Below are 18,374 nucleotides of genomic sequence, written 5' to 3'. Positions count from 1 at the left end.
CGGAAACCCTCACGCCTCGTGGTGTTCCGGCTCACAGGTGCGATGGCACAGCTCTAGACCGACCGCAATGATCCGAGCGTACCCGCGGCGCGCGGACTCTGGCCGAGCCCGGTTCAGCGTGCTGCAGCACCGGGCCGAACGTCAGTGGTGCCCGCCGAATCCACCGAAACCACCGAAACCGCCGAAACCGCCGTGGCCGCCCCCGCCGAATCCGCCGAAGCCACCGCCGTGGCCGCCGCCACCGAATCCGCCGAACGGCCCTCCGCCGCCGAAGGGTCCGCCCCCGCCGAACGGTCCGCCACCGTGGCCGCCACCGAACGGCCCCCCGCCACCGAACGGGCCGGGACCACCGATCGGCCCACCAGCGTGGCCGCCACCCAGCGGTCCCCCGCCACCGAACGGGCCGGGACCACCGGGACCCGCACCGGGCGTCGGCACATGACCACCCTCAGGCCCACCCAGACCACCAGGCCCACCCAGACCACCCAGACCACCGGGACCACCGGGACCACCGGGAACATGAATAGGCCCACCCCCCGGAGCGCCGGGACCGCCCGGACCCCCACCCGGCACCGGCACATGACCACCACCGGGACCACCCGGGCCTGCACCCGGCACATGACCACCACCGGGCTTACCCGGACCCCCACCGGGCACCGGCACATGACCACCCCCAGGCGCACCCGGGCCTGCACCCGGCTTGGGCGGCGTGCCCTGCCCGCCGGGAATGGGGTGCGGCGGCGACAGCGGACCCGTGGCACCGCCCGACGGCGGTGACTGCGGGTGCGGCACGTGGACGGGCGGGGGGACCACCACGGGTCGCGGCACGTGCGGCACAGGCGCAGACGGCGGGCTCAGGACGTGGTCGGGGAAGGGCACGCCGAGCACGGGCGCGGGCACGTGAATCGGCGGCACCGGCACCAACGGCGGGACCACCACGGGCACCGGCACGATCGGAGCCGCCGGGACCGGGGGCGCCGCCGCCGGCACCGGGGCGGCCACCGGCGGGTTCAGGGGCTTGGGCGCGGCCACCGGTATAGGCACATTGAGCACCGGCTTCGGCGCCAGGGCCTGCACCGGCTTCGGCGCCGGTGCCTGCTGGGCCGGGACGATGAGATGTTGGCCGGGAGTGGGCTGCAGGGCGACCGTCGTGCGGATGCCGATCGCCAGCGCGATCTCGAGCGCCAGCACCGCACTGATGCCGGCCACCGCCAGCCCGCTGCCGATCAGCAGGGCGGGCCGGCGGCGCGGTTGGCCCGCGTCGGGGGCGAAAAGTCCTTCGATGATGGCGGTCGGGGCTTCGGAGTCCGGGTCGGGCACCGCGCTGTACGCGACGTCGTCGTCGCCGGGAACCCCGGAGAGGCTGAGGTAGTCCGGCAGGCCGGATACGTCGACCGCACCGGTGCCGGCGTCCTGGGCGTAGGCCAGGGCAGCGGTCGACGAGGCGAACAACGGCGCGTTCGCCGACGCCAGCGCGGCGCCGCGGGCCAGCGCCGTCTGCAGCTCCTCGGGCAGGCTGACGTCCAGCGACGTCGCCGCCTCCAGCGTCGGCCGCAGCGGGGCGACGTCGACACCGGACCCCACCACGAACAGCCCGCCCGCGGTCGGTGCCGAATCGTCGAGCCCGGCCACCATCGCCCCGAGTTGCGCGGCGGCCTCGTCGTAGGACTCGGCATCGATGCAGGTCTTGCGGACGTCGGCGATGGAGCCGTCGGAGGTCTCCACGAGCGCCGTCGTCGCGGTGCCGGGCTCCACGAAAAGCACCGCGGTGCGCTCGTAACCCATTGCGCCGCCGACGGATTGCGCCAGCGAGGTGGCGGCCAGGAACGCCGACACCAGCATGACGTTGTCGATCCGGTGGGCGGCCAGCGCGTCGCGCAGCGCGGCGGCCTCCTGCTGATCGGTCCAGCTCACCCCGATCGAGGACAGCTCCAGGCCCGCGTCGGCCGCGCCCTCGCGGGTGCCCAGGATGGCGGCGATCACCCGATCGGGGGCGCCGGCGGCGACGTCGAACTCGTCCTCTTCGATCGTGGGGCCGTCGGCGTTCTCGCCCTCCAGCAAAACCAGCTGGATCGCTGCCGGTGCCATCGACACCCCGAGCACGGTGTCCAAAACCCATCCTCCAAAAATCCCGCAGCCGGCCGTGGTCTGGGCGGAGGAGCAACCACGCGGACCGCTGCATCGATATTCGGCGATGAAGCTGTGCTGCGGGCCTGCCGAAGCTAGGTACTTCGTATGAAGTTCTGGTAGGAGCGCGACGGCGTGGGTCCCCGCTGGCCCTGGTATTTCGAACCGACGGCCGAGCTGCCGTACGGGTGTTCCGCCGGGCTGGTGAGCCGCAGGATGCACAGCTGGCCGATCTTCATGCCCGGCCACAAAGTGATCGGCAGGTTGGCGACGTTGGACAGCTCCAGCGTGATGTGGCCGCTGAAACCCGGATCGATGAACCCGGCCGTCGAGTGCGTCAGCAGGCCCAGGCGGCCCAGCGACGATTTGCCCTCCAAACGTCCCGCGAGGTCGTCGGGCAGGGTGAACAGCTCCAGCGTCGCGCCGAGCACGAACTCGCCCGGGTGCAGCACGAACGGCTCGCCGGGGTCGGGTTCGACCAGGCTGGTCAGCTCGTCCTGCTGCTTGGCGGGGTCGATGTGGGTGTAGCGGGTGTTGTTGAACACCCGGAACAGCCGGTCGAGGCGGACGTCGATGCTGGAGGGCTGCACCAGGGTGTCGTCGAACGGGTCGACGCCCAGCCGGCCGGCGGCGACTTCGGCCCTCAGGTCACGATCGGAGAGCAGCATCCGCAGAGCCTATCTGCCGCGCAGACGGCCCCGGCTCAACGCAGGTACATCTCCCGGCCGGTGGGATATCCGCCGCCGGTGGTGGTGACGTGGACGTGGTCGTAGTGGCCCAGCCTGCTCGGTTGCGCGCCGTTGGGCGTGTAGTAGACGCCGCGCCAGATCGCGTCCTGCATGCCGAATCGACGGGCGTTGCGGCGCACGAACGCGACGATCTGGTTGCCGAGCGCGATGCCATGGGCGCTGCCGGGGTTGGGGATCATCACGTCGATCGCCAGACCGTTGGGATGCCACGGCAGCGGGTCCGGCCGCACCCCGCCGATCTCGTGGATCTCGGGGAACTCGGCGCTGATGGCGCGGGCCGCCAAGATGGTCCTGACCTGCAGGCCATGCTCCGGTGCGACGCCGGCCGGCAAGAATCTGGGTTGCCGGTGGTAGCGGGAGGCGGCAGCGAACTCGGCGCCGCGGGCCGCGCCGTCACCGGCGGTTCCCGGGGCCGACATCGCCGCCACCACCTCGAAACAACACGGTTCGACGTCGGCCACGACCGGCTCGGCGACGACCTCACGCGCGGCGCCCGGGTAAGCATCGGCGCTCGCCGCTAAGAAGACGACGGCGGGGGCGGCTACCGCTGCCAGGAGCGTTGCCGACTTGCGGCGCGTCCTGGGTAATTCGTGCCTGCCCACAAGGAGGCACCTTACGAGATAACGAATTATCACGAAAGGGTAAACATCACGCCGTCAGTGTCGGGGCCTGCTCAGCCGGTGCGACTCGAGCGGCTACTCTGGGCTGCCGCGACGACCGACCGACGGCCCGGCCCCGGCAGCGGGTGCTAGCCTTTCGGAGCGACACCGCCGATGTAGTTCAATGGCAGAACATCAGCTTCCCAAGCTGAATACGCGGGTTCGATTCCCGTCATCGGCTCCACATTTAGCAGCACGAACGCTGTTCGAATCGTTCGAACTCCTAGCCTCAATGTCACACGTTGTCACAACTCGCGGACAACTCGATTCAGGATTGCACACGACTTACTCCCATGGACCGCCGTCGGCACCGAGCGCCAACTTTTCCCGCCCTTGCCGGGCCTTCGCCGGCCGCAGAACCGTCACCAGCCGCTCCGGTAACGGCAACGTCCGCCGCGACGTGGCCGACTTCGGATCGTTCTCCACCGCCGTACCGCACGCGTCCACCCGGTTGTTTGCGACCGACAGCGTCTTGGCGTCCAGGTCGACGTCGGACCACCGCAGGCCCGCGATCTCACCGCGCCGCAGGCCGCTCAGCTCCAACTCCCACGCATGCCGGATCCGATCGCCGGTGATCGAGGCCAGCAGTCGCTGCACTTCGACCTCGGAGTAGGTGTCGACCTCCTGATGCGGGATCGCCACCCGGTTCACCAGCCTGGCGACGTTACGTGCAACCAGTCCTTGGGATTCCGCGTCCGCAAGCACCTGCTCAACGGTGCCGATCACCTTGTTCACCGAGTCGGCCGACCACGGTCGCCGGGTGCGGCCCTTCGCCGTGGTCGCCCCACCGGCAACGAAATCGGTGACCAGAGCATCGGTGTGAGCTTTGGTGAGTCGCTGCACCGAGAGCCGCCCGTACCGTTCCCCGCAGCGGCCCAAGGTCGTATTCCAGTTTGGCTCGCGTCGTGGTTAGTGGCTGCACGAGGTGTTGCTTCTGCAAGCTTGTCTGAACTCATGCGCATTAATGCAACGCCGCACTTGCGAGGTGCCTCACGTAAAAGTGAGCGCGAAGCGGTGGCTGGTGCCTCACGCATAGTGAGCGCGTGGGGGGCTTGCATTACTTCGCCTTGGCCAATCGGTTGATTGACGGTTGTAATGCTTGCAGGTCGATGTGGCGGGCGGCGGCGAGGGCCTCGGTCTTGGCTTTGGCCAGGTCCAGCAGCTGCATCTGGATGGTGGTGATCTGGCGGGTCAGATCGGCGGGGTTGATGCCCTCAATTCGGGTGGCCACGTTTGAAAGCTGTTGCGCATCAAGGACACCCGATTCCTGTAGGCGCTGCCACGGGGTGGCCGGCTTGTCGTAGACGCGCTTGCGGCGACCGTTGGTTGTGGTGGTGTAGCCGACGGGCTTTTTGGTCGGGGTGAAAAAGTTGCACCGTAGCGACACCACCGGCCACAGCTCGTTGAGCAGCTCCAGCTCCTCGGGGGTGTCATAGCGCCAGTAGAAGGCGTGTTTGCGCACCACATGGTTGTTCTTGGATTCCACATGGGCCTGGTCGTTTTTCTGGTAGGGCCGCGAGCGGGTCTGTTCGATGTCGCGGGCCTGCAGCCAGTTAGCGACCTCGTGGTTGATGAACTCAGACCCCGAGTCCGAATCGAAGATCACCATCGGGAACGGGAACCGCCGCTGTAACTCCTCGATGCCAGCGGTGATCCACTTGGAGGCGTTGTTGCGGATCGAAGCGTTCTCGGTCCAGCCGATGACCACGTCGGTCATCGTCAGGGGTGCGGGCGAACTCGCCGATCAGCGTCGGGCCGCAGTGCGCCACGGTGTCGGCCTCGATCACCCCCGGGACCTTGGGCGCCTCATCGGCGCAGGTGCGGATGGCGATCGAATTCCGCAGCAGCGGTGAGGGTTTCGTTGTCGAGATGCCCTTAATGCGCATCGCATCCCGGGCGGGTTTGAGGTAGCGGTCCACGGTGGCCGCGCTCATCGCCTTCACCCCGGCCATGGCCGCCTCGGTGGCGAACGGCTTGTCCAGATCACCGGCCTTCTCCAGCAACGGCAGCCACAGATCACGCATGACCACCAGGTACTTGCCGCACGGCATGCCCATCAACGCCCACACGTGCTCCAGCAGCGCCCTGGCGTCGTCGCTGAAGCCCCGCGCCCGCAACGATCGCCTGTCGACCTGCTCGGCCGGATCCACCAGTCTCGGGCCGGTCAGCATCCGCCGGGCCGTCGAACGGCCCATCCCGGTGGTGGCCACCACCCGATCCAGGATCTTGGTCTTGTCCGCCTTGCACGCCTTGCCGTACTGACCTCGCAGTTTGTTGGTTACCTGCCGTCTTGCGGCCATGTCGATCTTGCCCTCCATACCGGGCAAGCCTTCCGCGCTACGCGCTCAAAATAGCTGAGGCATCACCACCGGCCACGCGCTCAAAGTAGGTGAGGCACGCCGACTTGTGGCCCATTCGAGGATGTGTCGCTATAGTTGGTGTGTCTGCGGCACTAGCCGTAGAAAGTGAGCCCGAGACCCGGCCGGACGACCGCGGCGCTCGGGCCTCGCGTTTTCTGGTCTCATGGGTTCCTGACACTGCTGACCATCGGACCGATAAGATTCCGCCACCGCCCGCCTTTGGCCCAACACCAAGCTATCGCGTCGGGTATGCCTAACAGAAGTTCCTCGTGGCGCCGTCGATGGTCGTAACGCATGCTTTCTAGCCTGTCTACCTTTCTGACGGCTTGGAAGAGGAGTTGGCGATCCGAATGAACCAAGCTGTCATCCTGGTCGATGATCAGGAACGCGTCGTCCGGGGCTGTTGCCAAGTCATCGACGAGCAGACGTAAGCATGCCGCCCGGGCCTGCAACTGAGTTCTGTAACTGCGGCCGGCGTCGTACACGGTCGCTTCAACGCCTGCGCTAACGAACGCTTGAGCGATTGTTGTTCTCCGTCCGTCGCTCTCATCTGTCATATGGAGGCTGCGCTGACCCGGCAGCAACAGCTCCGTGACGACATGCCGCAATGCTCGAAGGTCATCGGGCACTAGGACCGCAGCGACCACGACGTAATCCCGACGCTTGCTTTCGTCGATGAAAACGTGTCGATCAGTCACTGGACATGCTCTATGCGTTTCGGCTCGACATGCTCCCCGCTTGGGACTAACTCCACCTCGCCCTCTTCTCATGCATCGTCGTTGCGCAACCTTCTCATCCGTGGGACGTTGACGTCGCATAGCGTCCCACGGCACAATGGGTAAATGCAAGGAACGACACCCGGGCGTTTTCGTCCCACGCCATGGCCAGGTGGGACGATCCCGGTCCCCAAGGTGCACCGGACGCCGGCCAAGGTTTTGCAAGAGTTTCCCCTTGACGACTTGGTTATTGAGTACGACGTTGCAGGGCGCGAACAGTCATCGGTGGCGCTGCCCGACGACTTTGTGCTCCAAGAGGTGTTCGGGTTCGACGTCGATGACGCCGAGGCGCTCGCCGACTTTACGAGTCGGTGGGGATGGCTGACACACTTCGGTGATCAGCGCCTTAATAGCCTTCCTCCCGGCACATACTCCGGCCGTCACGGCGAGCAGCAACACCGTGAGTGGATCGAATTAGTTTCGGAAGAAGGGTATTCCGCTGATTTCATTGTTCCTGTCCGGCTCATCGCATTACACGTTCAGTTCCTACGTGCGATGGCCGCTCACTTGCACGTATACCTGTCGGGCGGCGACCTGGAGGCGTATCAGCAAGCCTGGGTGGCCCACGGCCACCCGGTTGAGCCATCTACGGAGGGCATGGCGTGGCTATGGTTCGACTCCGCGATCAACCAGGCGCTTACTCCGTACCACGTAAGCATCCAATCCGACCCTGAACTCTTTGGACTGCTGACGGGCGCAAAGGCAATGCCGACACTCTACGAAGCTTGCGCCCTGCAGCTTTACAACTACATCGTCGAAGGCGTCCCGTTCGGCAGCTGCGCCAACGAGTCATGCCGGAAGTTATTCACTAAGCAGCGCGGTAGGCCGGGGACCGTCGGGGAGTGGAACCGCACTGCGGGCGTGCGGTACTGCTCGCACCGGTGCGCGAAGGCCCAAAGCGAACGGGAGCGGCGGCGGAGGCAGCGGCAGGAAACCTCACGGCATGTTTGACGCGACTCGAAGAGTGCCAGGCGGGCACACCGAGACAACTAAGGACACCTCAATTCGACTTCCCAAGCTGAATACGCGGGTTCGATTCCCGTCATCGGCTCCACAAAACTCCTGGCAGTGGCCGGTCGTTCACCGCTGAGCACAGAACCGGCGTCGCGCCTCCATCAAAGCCGAGTCGCAATTCGACCACGCCGGCGCGAACCTCGACACTCACGCGCCCCGAGGCCGAGTCAGCGCGGCTGTACCACTCCGCCCGGCGGGTGCTCGTCGACGTTCTTGAGGAGCAGGTCGCGCACGGCGGGACGCGGTCCGTACGGTCGCAGCATGGTGCTGGCCGGCCGTGGACGCACGTGCTGCGGCCACCAGAACCAGCGGCCGAGCAGGGTGGCCAGCGACGGTGTCATGAACGACCGCACGATCAAGGTGTCGAAGAGCAGCCCCAGCGCGATCGTCGTACCGACCTGGGCCATCACCAGCAGCGGGCTGAACATGAACGTGGCCATGGTCGCGGCGAACACCAGACCGGCCGAGGTCACCACCGAGCCCGAACCGGCCATCGCGCGAATCGTCCCGGTTTTGAGCCCGGCGTGGATTTCCTCCTTGAACCGCGATATCAACAGCAGGTTGTAGTCCGAGCCGACGGCCAGCAGCAGGATGATCGCCATCGCGAGCACCATCCAGTGCAACTTCAAGCCCAGGATGTACTGCCATAGGAGCACGGAGAGCCCGAATGAGGCGCCCAGCGACAACAACACCGTGCCGACAATCACCACGGCCGCCACGGCGCTTCGGGTGATCACCAGCATGATGATGAAAATCAGTGTGGCTGCGGCAATTCCGGCGATCATCAGGTCGACGTTGGAGCCGTCGTGCATGTCCTTGTACGTCGCGGCGGTACCGCCGAGGTAGACCTTGGCGCCCTCCCAGGGCGTGCCCTTGATCGCCTCGTGCACGGCCTGCTTGATCGGCCCGATGTGGCTGATGCCTTCAGGGGTCGCCGGGTCGCCCTCATGGGAGATGATCAACCGGACGGCGTGCCCGTCCGGGGAGATGAACTGCTTGAGACCCCGCGCGAAATCCGGACTCTTGAATGCCTCCGGCGGCAGATAGAAGGTGTCGTCGTTCTTGGCCTTGTCGAAGGCATCGCCTTCGGCGGTGGCGTTGTCGGACTGCGCTTTGGCTTGTTCGTTGAGACCCATCGTGGTCGCGTAGTTCGACATGATGGTGTCCAGGTTGTGCTGCTGGCTCTCGATCTGCGGCGGTATGAGCGCCACCAGCTTCGGCTGAATCCGATCCAGCTTGTCCAGATTCGCGCTGAGGTTCACGATGTTCTGCGCCACCTGGTCGATGCCGTCCAGCGCGTTGAAGATCGACCGGATCGCCCAGCATGCCGGAACGTCGTAGCAGTGTCTCTCCCAGTAGAAGTAGCTGCGGATCGGCCGGAAGAAATCGTCGAAGTTGGCGATGTCGTCGCGCAACGATTCGGTGATCTGCACGGTTTGCTTGGTGAGCCTGGTGGTTTCGTGCGTGGTGTTGCTGAGGTCCTGGGTGACGCGCATCTGTTCGTGCAGGGTCGCCATCGTCTTGCGCAGTTCGTCCGCCTGCTTGAGTAAGTTCTTCGCCTGCTCGTCCTGATAGTGCTGGGTCTGGATCCGCCCTGCGGCCTGCGCACTCATCTGGAACCCCAGCGTGCTGTGGTCGAGCGGCGTGCCCAACGGCCGGGTGATGGTCTGCACGCGGCCGATGCCAGGGATGTGGAAGACCGCCTTGGCGACCTTGTCCAGGACCAGGAAGTCGGCCGGGTTACGCAGGTCGTGATCGGTCTCGATCATCAACAGCTCGGGATTGAGCCGAGCCTGGTCGAAGTGCCGGTCCGCGGCGGCATAACCAACGTTGGCCGGGGTGTCCGCCGGCAGGAAGTGGCGGTTGTCGTAGTCGGTCTTGTAACCGGGCAGGGCGAGCAGACCAACCAATGCGACCCCGATGGTCACCGCGAGAACCGGTGCGGGCCAGCGGACGACCGCGGTGCCGATGCGACGCCATCCCTGGGTCTGCAGCTTGCGCTTCGGGTCGAGCAGCTTGAAGAAGCTGGCCACCGTGAGCACGGCCGGCCCCAGCGTCAAAGCCGCCAACACCGCGACCAGCATGCCGACCGCACACGGCACCCCGAGCGACTGAAAGTACGGCAAGCGGCAGAAGCTCAGGCAGTACATCGCGCCGGCGATGGTCAGCCCCGATCCCAGCACGACATGCGCCGTGCTGTGGAACATGGTGTAGAACGCCTGTTCGCGGTTCTCGCCGAGACCGCGCGCCTCGTGGTAGCGGCCGACCACGAAGATCGCGTAATCCGTCCCGGCCGCGATCGCCATCAGCACCAGCATGTTGTTGGCGAACGTGGAAAGCCCAATGACGCCGTAGTTACCGAGCGTCGCGACGACGCCCCGAGCCGCGGCCAACTCGATGAACACCATCACCAGCATGATCAGCATGGTGATGACCGAGCGGTAGACGAACAGCAGCATCACCACAATCACCAGGAAGGTGATGAGGGTGACGAGCATGACGCCCTTCTCGCCGGCATGGGACTGATCGGCGAACAGCGGACCCGCGCCGGTGACATACGCCTTGATTCCCGGCGGTGCGGGAACCGAGTCCACGATCTTGCGCAGGGCCAGGGCAGACTCGTTCGCCTGCCCGCTGCCCATGTTGCCGGCGAGGTAGACCTGGACGTAGGCGGCCTTTTGATCGTGGCTCTGGGAACCCGCCGCCGTCAGCGGATCACTCCAGAAATCCTGCACGTGCTGAACGTGTATCTTGTCTTGCTCGGCGCGCCTGACGATCTCGTCGTAGTAGCGGTGCGCTTCGGCCCCGAGCGGCTTGTCGCCCTCCAGCAAGATCATGGCCGAGTTGTCGGAGTTGAACTCTTTGAAGGTCGATCCGACCTTCATCATCGACTGAAAGGACGCCGCGGCAGTCGGACTCATCGACACCGAGTGCGTTTTGGCGACGACCTCCAGCTGTGGCGAGATGGTGTTGGTGACGAAGACGATGCCCAACCACACCAGGACGATCGGCAGCGCCAGCCGGTGGATCATCCGCGGTAGGAACGGCGGGATCAGCGGCTGATCGACGCGCGGCGGAGCCTCGCTCGGCTCGCTCATGCGGACTTGTCCAGGCAGTAGACGAAGGGGTTCACGGTTTCGTTGGAATCCGAGCGATTCGGGGCCTTGATGACGTCACCGCGACCGTCGTGGTTGTTCACGACGAATCGGCACGCGATCCAACTGCCGTCTCCTTGCGCCACCAGGTTTGCCGGGATGCCGGGCTTCGTTGAACTCAATACTTTGCTCCAGGGCAAGGGCACGTTCAGTGCCTGCTGCGGATGGGTGTTTTCGTCGAGGTAGTTGATGGTCGCCGTGCTGCCCGGTGAGCCCCAGACCTCGAGGGTGATCGTCTTGGCGTTGAACTGGTCGAGGACCTCGCCCGAGGTGCCACCACCGAACGAACCCTTGTGGACGCCGAAGATACCGTGCAGTCGGTATACGACGAATCCCGACACCGCAACGACGGCTGCGATCGTGAGCACCAACCAGAAGCGCCCCAAGATTCCCTGTTTCTTGGCGCGCCGCGGCGGGCCGACCGTGTCGCCCTCGCTGCCGGCGGAGCCCTGCTTCTTCAGCGGCTCGGTCCTATGCTCAGTCGTCGTCATGGGCGCTTCAAGTCCTTCAGCACGGGCGCAACATTAGCTAGCGTGTGTGCAACCTTGGAGATACCCCACAGGTTCTCGATCTGGTTGGCCACAGCAGTCCCCCTTCGACGGCCTTCCTTCATCCGGGCGTCGCTGCGCCGGTTGGTTTCCGACGCCCGCGGCTTGACCTCCGGCCCCGTACCGGTTGCGGCGTTCATGAGGACCCCGAGATCAGGCCGATGCAGGTGGCCGTGAGCAGGCGGGTGAGGGCGGTTGCGAAGTCCAGATTCCACTCGGGCGGAACCACTTCGGGCTCCTCGGCGTAGATGTCGGTCAGGTGCTCCGGCGGGTTCGCGACTTGCCACAGCGTCGCCGCCAGCGAGTAGGCGGCCAGCAGGATGTCCAGCGAGCCCGATCGTCCGAGTTCGGGCAGCGCGCATCCGATCGAATCGGCCAGCGAGAGTGTGGCCGCGGTACTGATCCGCCTGACCTCGATGACCCGCTCAGCGTCCACCTCGTGTTCCAGGTGCAGGTGCAGGTTGGCCAGCAGGTCGCAGAACAATGGGTCCTCGGCCAGGGCTTGGGCCAATGTCTCGGCGATGCGCGAGGGCGACTTCGCGCCGGGTTCGGCCAGCTTCTCCGACACGGTATTGGACCATCGCACCCAGCCCTCGGCGGACAGACGCAGCAGGACTTCCTTGTAGGAGGTGAAGTAGCGGCGTACCGCCGAATAGTGAATTCCGGCCCGGTTGGCGACCGCGGTCAGGGTGACCGACGCGACGCCCGTTTCCATTGCCAGCGAGCGTGCGGCTTCCACGAGAGCATCCGCACGTTGGCGCTTCTCTTCCTCGGTGCGAGCGCGCTGGAATGTCAGTTGCGCCACCGGCCGAGCCTAACGCACGTTGTGTGATTTGCATAACGCACAAGGTTTCTGGTTCCTCCAGTCGTCTCGGGACCGCCCGATCATTGCGAAATCGCCGTGCAGCCTTCCGACTTCTTATTGCGTTTTGGCGCGAAAACACTGGCTGACAGCGACCCGCTCCGCGACGTAGCCAGCCGGTCGGTCCGATACCGCTTCAGTACGGCTGAATTGCGCCCCGCCCCGGTCTACCCTCGATGACGAACGACAAGCGACCCAAGAGACTGGGGAAGGTGCGCGATGCTCGCAGCGTTCGGATTCGACACCCTGGGTGTGGTCATCGGGGACATGTTCTTCGTCGACCCGTCTCCGCTCGAAGGGCAGGAAACCCCCGAGCGGGGGGTCAGGCTGGAACTGCGCCTCGTCGACCGCGGCGCGCCGCAGGGATCCATCTACGCCGGAGTCCCGATCTCCTTCGACCGGCCGGTGTGGCGGGTCGACCTGTTCGGGTCCACCGAGAGCCCGCCGGGGACGCTGGACCGGGCCCATCACCACCCCCGTTTCAACGGGTGGGAACCCGGACGCCGCCACTTCGTCCCCGAGCTGTCCGCCGACCCGGTGTCGTGGCTGGCCGGTCAGCTGGCCGACCCGGCGGCCGTGCTGGCCCGGGCGGGCGTCGACCCCGACGAGGTCGGCGAGGCCGACAAGACCGCACTCGCCGCGGCGGCCCCGGAGATCGTCGCCGCGGTGAAGCGGATGCTCGAGCAGGTGCGGGACGGGGAACTGGCCCCGGCCCCCGCCGAGCCGGTCGCCGCCGCCCGCACCGGCTGGCTGTGACGCCGGGTTCGATGAGCTAGGCGCTACAGCTGTCGGCGGGTCCGTGCCGCTCGAGGGCCCCGAGCGTGAAGTGGCTCGACGCCCGTCCCCGTGCCTTCGCCCGATACATCGCGAGGTCTGCCTCGTGCAGAATCTCGGCGGCGGCGCGCTGCTCGCCGGGCGGCACCGCGACGACGCCGATGCTGGCGCTGATGCGGAAGACGTCCGGAATCCCGTCGCTGTCGCGCCCGACGACGATCGGTTCGCCGAGCGCACCTTGCAGCCGCTCGGCGACGACGTCGGCCTCCTCGGGCTCGATCGGCGCGGCCAGCAGCGCGACGAACTCGTCGCCACCGACACGTCCGACCACGTCGTCGGGCCGCAACGCGTCCCGCAGGCGTTCGGCGGTGATCCGCAGGGCGGCGTCGCCGGCGTGATGCCCGAGCGCGTCGTTGACTCCCTTGAATTTGTCTAGGTCGATGAACAGCACCGCGCCCAACCGGTGACTTCCGCTTTCCAGCGCTTCGGTGACCAGGTCCAGGATGTGGGCGCGGTTGGGCAGCCCGGTCACGTGATCGTGTGTCGCCTGATGGACGAGTCGCTGGTAATTGGTGTGCTGCGCGGTGACGTCGGCGAACGACACCAGCACCGACGAACCGTCGGGATCGGCGGGGTCGAGCAGCGAACACGTCACGGAGAGCCAGACCCGTCGTCCATCGTCGAATCGGTCGACACCGTAAACCCGGCTCCCCCGGGGGCTGATTTTCAGGGATTCCAGCACCGGACGCTGATCGGCGATGAGCAACTCGCCGTCGCTGTCATAGATCGGAATCGGTACCACCGTCGCCATCTCGACGGCCACGGCCTCCGTCGTCGGCACACCCATTATTCGCAGGGCCGCGGGGTTCACCGATTCCACGATCCCCTCGGACGAGATGACGACGACGCCTTCCTCCAGGGACGCCACGACGGTCTGGAAATGCTGTTCGGCACGCCGCAGCGCGGTCCGGTCGGCGCACACCACGACGTATCCGGTGTCCATGCGGGACGCCGACACCCGCACCACCAGCGGCGAGCCGTCGGCCGCGCGGTGGGTGGCGTGCACGACGCCCCCTGCGGCGATGATCGCGGCCGGGTCCAGGGCGGCGCCGACCGCCTCACCGACCGGTCGGCCGAGGGCCTGCACCGCCGAGCGGCCGTAGATGGCTTCGGCCGCGGGGTTCCAGGTGGTGACCACGCCGGTGAGGGTGGTGGCGACGATCGCGTCGCTGACGTGGGTGACCAGCGCCGCCTGGTAGCGCAGGTCCGCCTCGGCGGTCTTGTGCTCGGTCACGTCCCAGAACGCGACCTGGTGGGCCGGTCTGCCCTGCCACTGGGCCCGCACTGCCACCGCCTCCACCGCGCGGGCCGTCCCGTCCAACGCCAGGATCACCATCTCCACCGGCGGTGAGACGTCCCCGTCGCGTCGGCGCGCCGCGATCTGACCGAGCACCGTGGGGACCGACTGCGGCGCCACGACGTCGATGATGCGGTGTCCGAGCAACTGGTCGGCGGAGTCGGCCGCCAGCTTCTGCACCATGGTGTCGTTGACGTAGAGGAAGCGCCCGTCGGCGTGGACGCAGATCGCGACGGGGCTGTCCTCGACCATTCGGCGGAACTCCTGGTCCGCCTCGGCCTGTCGTTCGCCCGATCGGGCAGATGCAGACTCCGTGGGTTCGACGGCCACCACGGCACCTCCCCTCAAGCCCCAGCCCAATACATTGTGCGGTTTGCCGTTTCCAACGGCAATGACACCAATGCAAAATAGGCCCGACCGTTACGACTATCCGTAACGTCGCACACGCCCGCCGCGAAAGACGCGGGGTTCTGCTGCGCCACCGGGACTTTCGGCCCTAGCGGCGGCAACCGGGATGCATGATCGTTGGCCTCGTCGTCAGTAGCATCGCACGCGCCACCCTGGGGGTCTTCGATGCGGTCAGCCAAAGACAAACCGGCACAAGCCGACAGCCCTGCGCCCGCGCCGACCGAAGACCGTCGACGCGCGCCTCGGCCCGACACCCCGCAGGGATACCTGCAGCAGTTGCCCGCGCTCGTGCTGTTGCAGCGACTGGCAAGTCCGGTGATCGCCCTCGACCAGGACGGCACTGTCGTCTACGCGAACCCGGCGTGCGTGTCCATGCTCGGCTACGGCGAGGGCGGGCTCGACGGCACGCCCCTGCACCGCCTGTTGGTCACCGAGGCGCGACGCCCACGCGTGAGCGCGTTGGACACACTTCGCGCGGCGGTCGGTGTCACCACCGTGTGGCGGCACCGACCCGAAGGCGCCGTCAGAGTCGCCGTCCTCGGCACGATGCTGCTGCGCGAGGACGACCCGGTCCTGCTGGTCAGCCTCGCCGACGTCACCGAGTGGGTGTGGAACCACAACCGCGACGCGGCACTCAGCACCGAGGACGCGGGCGGTACACCGGCAGGATCCGATACTTCGCATTGAAGGCCGCGCGGTCGTATTCGTCGCCGAGTTCGCCGTCGTGGGCGATGACCGTCGGACCGTCGAGGGCACAGAACCCGAACTCGGGCACCTGCAACTCGTGATAGAGCGGACTGCGCTGCAGACGGCCCAGGGCCAGCGCCGTCAGGATCCTGGTGCGGCCCCACGGGCGACCGGCTTCGAGCATGCGCACGTCGATCAGGCCGTCGTCCATGCGCGGCCGCAGCGAGGGGGCGAATCCGGAGGGCAGATACAGCGAATTGCCAAGGAAGAACAGCGATGTCAGCAGGGTGGTGTCGTCGTAGCGGATCCGGACCGGCTCGGCGTGACGCAGCGTGTGCAGCATGGCGTAGAAACCGGCCAGCGGCTTGCCGATCCGCTTCTCCAGCTTCTCGCGCTGCTCGACGAACGCCGGGTACGCGCCGATGCTGGCGGTGTTGAGCACCATCCGGGTTTCGTTGAGGCACACCAGGTCGACCCGGGCCACGCTGCCGCGCCGGACCGCGTCGGCCGTTTTGGCCACGGTGTCGCAGCCGATGTCCTTGGCGAAGTGGTTGAACGTGCCGCCGGGGAACACCGCCAGCGGCAGCCCGGCGTCGGTCGCCACTGCCGCCGCGGTCGCCACGGTGCCGTCGCCGCCGCCGACCGCGAGCACCTCGGCACGCGCGGCGGCGCTGCGCAACACCTGTTCCGGGTCGTCGTCGCGGCCCAGTTCGACGATCTCGGCCCGGGGCAGTTCGGCGCGCACCTCGTCGACGACGCGGGCCCCCGTGCCACCGCCCGACGCCGGATTGATCACCAGCACCACGCCGGCCCCGTCGGGGCGTTCCGGCGTCGCGACCCACAGCGGTTCGGCGTTGGGCAGGGCCGTGGCCACGATCGGCGGGACCAGCCGCCCGCCCAGGACCGCGACGCCGGCCCCGATGCCGAAGCCGGCGATGACGTCGCCGGGGTAGTGCGCGCCGGTCGCCACCCGCGACAGCCCGACCAGCGCGGCCACCAGTCCCAGCCCGAAACCCAGCAGCGGGATCTCCAGACCCACCCCGACGGCGAACGCGGCGGCGCTGGCCGAATGCCCGGACGGCAGAGAGTTCGACGTCCGCCGGCGGCCAGCCCGCCGGACCACCGGCACCGCGTCGAAGCGGGGACGGGGCCGCCGGCGGATCCGCTTGGCGAACTGGTTGGTGACCAGGCTCGTGACGCCGAGCGTGACGAGACCGCGCGTCGCACCGCGCTGTGCGCTCGCATTGCCCGAGGCGAGCAGACCCGCGGCCACGGCGATCCACAGCTTGGAATGGTCGGCGGCGCGGGTCAGCGGCGGCATGACGGCGTCGAGCAGCGGGGTGGGGGTGGCGGCGATGGTGTCGAACAGTTCCCGGTCCAGGGTGCCCAGCCCGCGGGTGATCTCTTTGACGCCGCGCACGCGTTGCCAGGGCCGTCCGTTCATTGGCTCCACCCTAACGGGCGCGGGGCTGCTAGAAAGTTCTGCGAGGAAGGACCGATGGACGATCACGCCAGGCAATGGCTCGACAACGCCGAACGGCACGGCGTGCCCGCGGAGGCCCTCACCGGCATCGTGCCCCACATCCCGCCCGCCGGCTTTCACCTCCTCGCGGGAATGGAGGAGATCCGCGACCGCCAGGGCAAGTCGTTCTTCCTGATCCCGCGGAGCACCGGCGGCGCCGACACCCGACGGGCGGTGCTGCTGACCTATGTCCTGAACGCCGGCACCGGCTATGGCAGGGCGGGCGGGCAGCCCACGGACTTCCCCGAGACGCCCTACGGCGCCGCCGAGGTGAGCCGAATCCTCAACCGGCAGAGCCGCAACGGCTGGAGCTACACGCGCGACGTCGGGTTCGTGCACCGACACGGCGGTCGCCTGGTCACCACCCCCAACGGCATGCTGATGGGCCTGGGCGGCAACTGGATCCAGCGCCAGTTCAGCCGCCGGGGCGGCACCACCTGGGGTGACATCTTCATGGTCAACGCGGGCAGGGTCGCCGACCCCGCCGAGCGGTTGCGCCGCATCATCGCGTCTCGCCGGAGCGATCCCGACCTGGACCGGGTGCTGCACCACGAGGAGATCCACAGCCGGCAATGGGCGGCAAAGGGCTATGCGGGAATGCTTTTCGGCTACGGCCGGGAACTGGTCCGCGAGTGGGCCTTCGGCGAGGTGAACCGGCTCGAAGCGGACGCCGGCCTGTCCGACGGGGGCTACAGGGCCTGAATTCCGTGCTGGAGCACCATCGCCCCGATCACCACCAGGACCACCGCGAGCAGGGCGGCGTTCTTCTCGTCCATCCAGTCTTTGAGCCGCGCCAGCGGATCGTCGAGGCGGGGGCCGGCGGCAACGTAGGCCAGGATCGGGACCGCGACCGTCGAGGCGGCGACGACGACGAAGAACCCGGCGGCCATCCAGTCACCATCGGCGCCCAGTCCGCTTGTGCCGATGGCCAATCCGGCCGGCACGCAGATGAGGGACACGTCCGGTCTCAGCACCGCCAGCGCCGCCCCGGTGATCCCCGACCGCGCCGGGGTGATGGTGGCGAAAGACCGCATCCAAGACGGCGACTCGGTGTGGCGACGCCGGGTCAGCCACCGATAGATCCCGAAGACGATGAGGGCGGACCCCAGGACCACGCGCAGCCACGACGCCCAGGCCGGCGGGGTCTTGTGCAGCCCGCCCAGCAGGCCGGACGCCGCCACGGACAGCGCCGTCAGCGCGGCCAGGCCCCCCAGCCAGCCGGCCAGGAATGCCAGGCTGCTCGGCCGCCGCCGCGGGGCCTGCAGGACCAGGACCGCCGGAATGACCGTGATCGGCGAGAGCGCGACGACCAGCCCCAGCGGAACGAGCGCGGTCAGCACCGCACCCCAGCTACCTGCCATGGGCAGCAATCCTCC

General features: G+C 67.4%; 16 protein-coding genes, 1 tRNA gene and 1 pseudogene. 5 read left to right on the top strand and 13 right to left on the bottom strand.

The window, feature by feature from the left end; genetic code table 11:
* Positions 1 to 141: 141 nt before the first annotated feature.
* From ACJ512_RS02720 to ACJ512_RS02710, 3 genes are all read right to left on the bottom strand, one after another.
* A complete protein-coding gene (locus ACJ512_RS02720; RefSeq protein WP_407689495.1) occupies positions 142 to 2,112 on the bottom strand; it encodes a DUF7159 family protein in 1,971 nt (656 codons plus the stop codon).
* A gap of 110 nt (positions 2,113 to 2,222) precedes the next feature.
* Entirely contained in the window at positions 2,223 to 2,795 is a 573-nt protein-coding gene (gene dcd / locus ACJ512_RS02715; protein ID WP_407689494.1) for a dCTP deaminase, read from the bottom strand.
* Positions 2,796 to 2,830: 35 nt separating this feature from the next.
* On the bottom strand, positions 2,831 to 3,478 hold the full coding sequence (locus tag ACJ512_RS02710) for a hypothetical protein (RefSeq protein WP_407689493.1): 648 nt from the start codon (positions 3,476 to 3,478) through the stop codon (positions 2,831 to 2,833).
* A 167-nt stretch (positions 3,479 to 3,645) separates the two neighbouring features.
* Between ACJ512_RS02710 and ACJ512_RS02705 the strand changes: the two genes are divergently transcribed.
* A tRNA-Gly gene (locus ACJ512_RS02705) sits at positions 3,646 to 3,719 on the top strand.
* 101 nt (positions 3,720 to 3,820) lie between these two features.
* On the opposite strand, the gene ACJ512_RS02700 is transcribed toward ACJ512_RS02705, so the two are convergent.
* From ACJ512_RS02700 to ACJ512_RS02685, 4 genes and pseudogenes are all read right to left on the bottom strand, one after another.
* Positions 3,821 to 4,414, bottom strand: a complete 594-nt coding sequence (locus tag ACJ512_RS02700) for a hypothetical protein (protein ID WP_407689492.1) — start codon at positions 4,412 to 4,414, stop codon at positions 3,821 to 3,823.
* 178 nt (positions 4,415 to 4,592) lie between these two features.
* Positions 4,593 to 5,144, bottom strand: coding sequence for a hypothetical protein (locus ACJ512_RS02695; protein WP_461479960.1), 552 nt, complete (start codon positions 5,142 to 5,144; stop codon positions 4,593 to 4,595).
* 301 nt (positions 5,145 to 5,445) lie between these two features.
* A pseudogene (locus tag ACJ512_RS02690) lies at positions 5,446 to 5,730 on the bottom strand (integrase catalytic domain-containing protein); the annotation flags it as partial.
* A gap of 326 nt (positions 5,731 to 6,056) precedes the next feature.
* Positions 6,057 to 6,593, bottom strand: coding sequence for a hypothetical protein (locus ACJ512_RS02685; protein WP_407688670.1), 537 nt, complete (start codon positions 6,591 to 6,593; stop codon positions 6,057 to 6,059).
* A gap of 144 nt (positions 6,594 to 6,737) precedes the next feature.
* Here ACJ512_RS02685 and ACJ512_RS02680 point away from each other — a divergent pair, with 144 nt between their 5' ends.
* On the top strand, positions 6,738 to 7,622 hold the full coding sequence (locus ACJ512_RS02680; RefSeq protein ID WP_407688669.1) for a hypothetical protein: 885 nt from the start codon (positions 6,738 to 6,740) through the stop codon (positions 7,620 to 7,622).
* 230 nt (positions 7,623 to 7,852) lie between these two features.
* Here the strand turns inward: ACJ512_RS02680 and ACJ512_RS02675 are convergent, their stop codons facing one another.
* The 3 genes from ACJ512_RS02675 to ACJ512_RS02665 form a co-directional block, all read right to left on the bottom strand.
* Positions 7,853 to 10,783 carry an MMPL/RND family transporter gene (locus ACJ512_RS02675; RefSeq protein WP_407688668.1) on the bottom strand — a complete coding sequence of 977 codons (2,931 nt, stop codon included), beginning with the start codon at positions 10,781 to 10,783 and terminating at the stop codon, positions 7,853 to 7,855.
* On the bottom strand, positions 10,780 to 11,331 hold the full coding sequence (locus ACJ512_RS02670; protein WP_407688667.1) for an MmpS family transport accessory protein: 552 nt from the start codon (positions 11,329 to 11,331) through the stop codon (positions 10,780 to 10,782). Before ACJ512_RS02670 ends, ACJ512_RS02675 begins: the two co-directional genes overlap by 4 nt.
* A 193-nt stretch (positions 11,332 to 11,524) precedes the next feature.
* Positions 11,525 to 12,193 carry a TetR family transcriptional regulator gene (locus ACJ512_RS02665; RefSeq protein ID WP_407688666.1) on the bottom strand — a complete coding sequence of 223 codons (669 nt, stop codon included), beginning with the start codon at positions 12,191 to 12,193 and terminating at the stop codon, positions 11,525 to 11,527.
* A gap of 276 nt (positions 12,194 to 12,469) precedes the next feature.
* On the opposite strand from ACJ512_RS02665, the gene ACJ512_RS02660 reads away from it, so the two are divergent.
* Positions 12,470 to 13,006 carry a hypothetical protein gene (locus ACJ512_RS02660; RefSeq protein ID WP_407688665.1) on the top strand — a complete coding sequence of 179 codons (537 nt, stop codon included), beginning with the start codon at positions 12,470 to 12,472 and terminating at the stop codon, positions 13,004 to 13,006.
* A gap of 16 nt (positions 13,007 to 13,022) precedes the next feature.
* On the opposite strand, the gene ACJ512_RS02655 is transcribed toward ACJ512_RS02660, so the two are convergent.
* Positions 13,023 to 14,633, bottom strand: coding sequence for a diguanylate cyclase (locus ACJ512_RS02655; RefSeq protein ID WP_407688664.1), 1,611 nt, complete (start codon positions 14,631 to 14,633; stop codon positions 13,023 to 13,025).
* A 321-nt stretch (positions 14,634 to 14,954) separates the two neighbouring features.
* On the opposite strand from ACJ512_RS02655, the gene ACJ512_RS02650 reads away from it, so the two are divergent.
* Positions 14,955 to 15,476 (top strand): PAS domain-containing protein, encoded by a 522-nt coding sequence (locus ACJ512_RS02650; protein WP_407688663.1) that lies wholly within the window; start codon positions 14,955 to 14,957, stop codon positions 15,474 to 15,476.
* On the opposite strand, the gene ACJ512_RS02645 is transcribed toward ACJ512_RS02650, so the two are convergent.
* Positions 15,424 to 16,920 (bottom strand): bifunctional phosphatase PAP2/diacylglycerol kinase family protein, encoded by a 1,497-nt coding sequence (locus tag ACJ512_RS02645; RefSeq protein ID WP_407688662.1) that lies wholly within the window; start codon positions 16,918 to 16,920, stop codon positions 15,424 to 15,426. The genes ACJ512_RS02650 and ACJ512_RS02645 overlap by 53 nt on opposite strands.
* A 54-nt stretch (positions 16,921 to 16,974) precedes the next feature.
* On the opposite strand from ACJ512_RS02645, the gene ACJ512_RS02640 reads away from it, so the two are divergent.
* On the top strand, positions 16,975 to 17,700 hold the full coding sequence (locus tag ACJ512_RS02640; protein ID WP_407688661.1) for a hypothetical protein: 726 nt from the start codon (positions 16,975 to 16,977) through the stop codon (positions 17,698 to 17,700).
* On the opposite strand, the gene ACJ512_RS02635 is transcribed toward ACJ512_RS02640, so the two are convergent.
* On the bottom strand, positions 17,688 to 18,359 hold the full coding sequence (locus tag ACJ512_RS02635) for a GAP family protein (protein ID WP_407688660.1): 672 nt from the start codon (positions 18,357 to 18,359) through the stop codon (positions 17,688 to 17,690). The two genes, ACJ512_RS02640 and ACJ512_RS02635, sit on opposite strands and share 13 nt — an antisense overlap.
* Positions 18,360 to 18,374: the final 15 nt, after the last annotated feature.

It is taken from the genome of Mycobacterium cajalii (assembly GCF_045809005.2).
GTDB lineage: Bacteria > Actinomycetota > Actinomycetes > Mycobacteriales > Mycobacteriaceae > Mycobacterium.
Note: the sequence above shows the minus strand (reverse complement) of the source record. Positions and strands in the feature narration are given on the sequence as shown.

Coding starts and splice junctions, on each gene's coding strand:
- dcd (WP_407689494.1), bottom strand. CDS start 2,795: ATGCTGCTCTCCGATCGTGACCTGAGGGCCGAAGTCGCCGCCGGCCGG.
- ACJ512_RS02695 (WP_461479960.1), bottom strand. CDS start 5,144: ATGGTGATCTTCGATTCGGACTCGGGGTCTGAGTTCATCAACCACGAG.
- ACJ512_RS02680 (WP_407688669.1), top strand. CDS start 6,738: ATGCAAGGAACGACACCCGGGCGTTTTCGTCCCACGCCATGGCCAGGT.
- ACJ512_RS02675 (WP_407688668.1), bottom strand. CDS start 10,783: ATGAGCGAGCCGAGCGAGGCTCCGCCGCGCGTCGATCAGCCGCTGATC.
- ACJ512_RS02670 (WP_407688667.1), bottom strand. CDS start 11,331: ATGACGACGACTGAGCATAGGACCGAGCCGCTGAAGAAGCAGGGCTCC.
- ACJ512_RS02660 (WP_407688665.1), top strand. CDS start 12,470: ATGCTCGCAGCGTTCGGATTCGACACCCTGGGTGTGGTCATCGGGGAC.
- ACJ512_RS02655 (WP_407688664.1), bottom strand. CDS start 14,633: ATGGTCGAGGACAGCCCCGTCGCGATCTGCGTCCACGCCGACGGGCGC.
- ACJ512_RS02650 (WP_407688663.1), top strand. CDS start 14,955: ATGCGGTCAGCCAAAGACAAACCGGCACAAGCCGACAGCCCTGCGCCC.
- ACJ512_RS02645 (WP_407688662.1), bottom strand. CDS start 16,920: ATGAACGGACGGCCCTGGCAACGCGTGCGCGGCGTCAAAGAGATCACC.
- ACJ512_RS02640 (WP_407688661.1), top strand. CDS start 16,975: ATGGACGATCACGCCAGGCAATGGCTCGACAACGCCGAACGGCACGGC.
- ACJ512_RS02635 (WP_407688660.1), bottom strand. CDS start 18,359: ATGGCAGGTAGCTGGGGTGCGGTGCTGACCGCGCTCGTTCCGCTGGGG.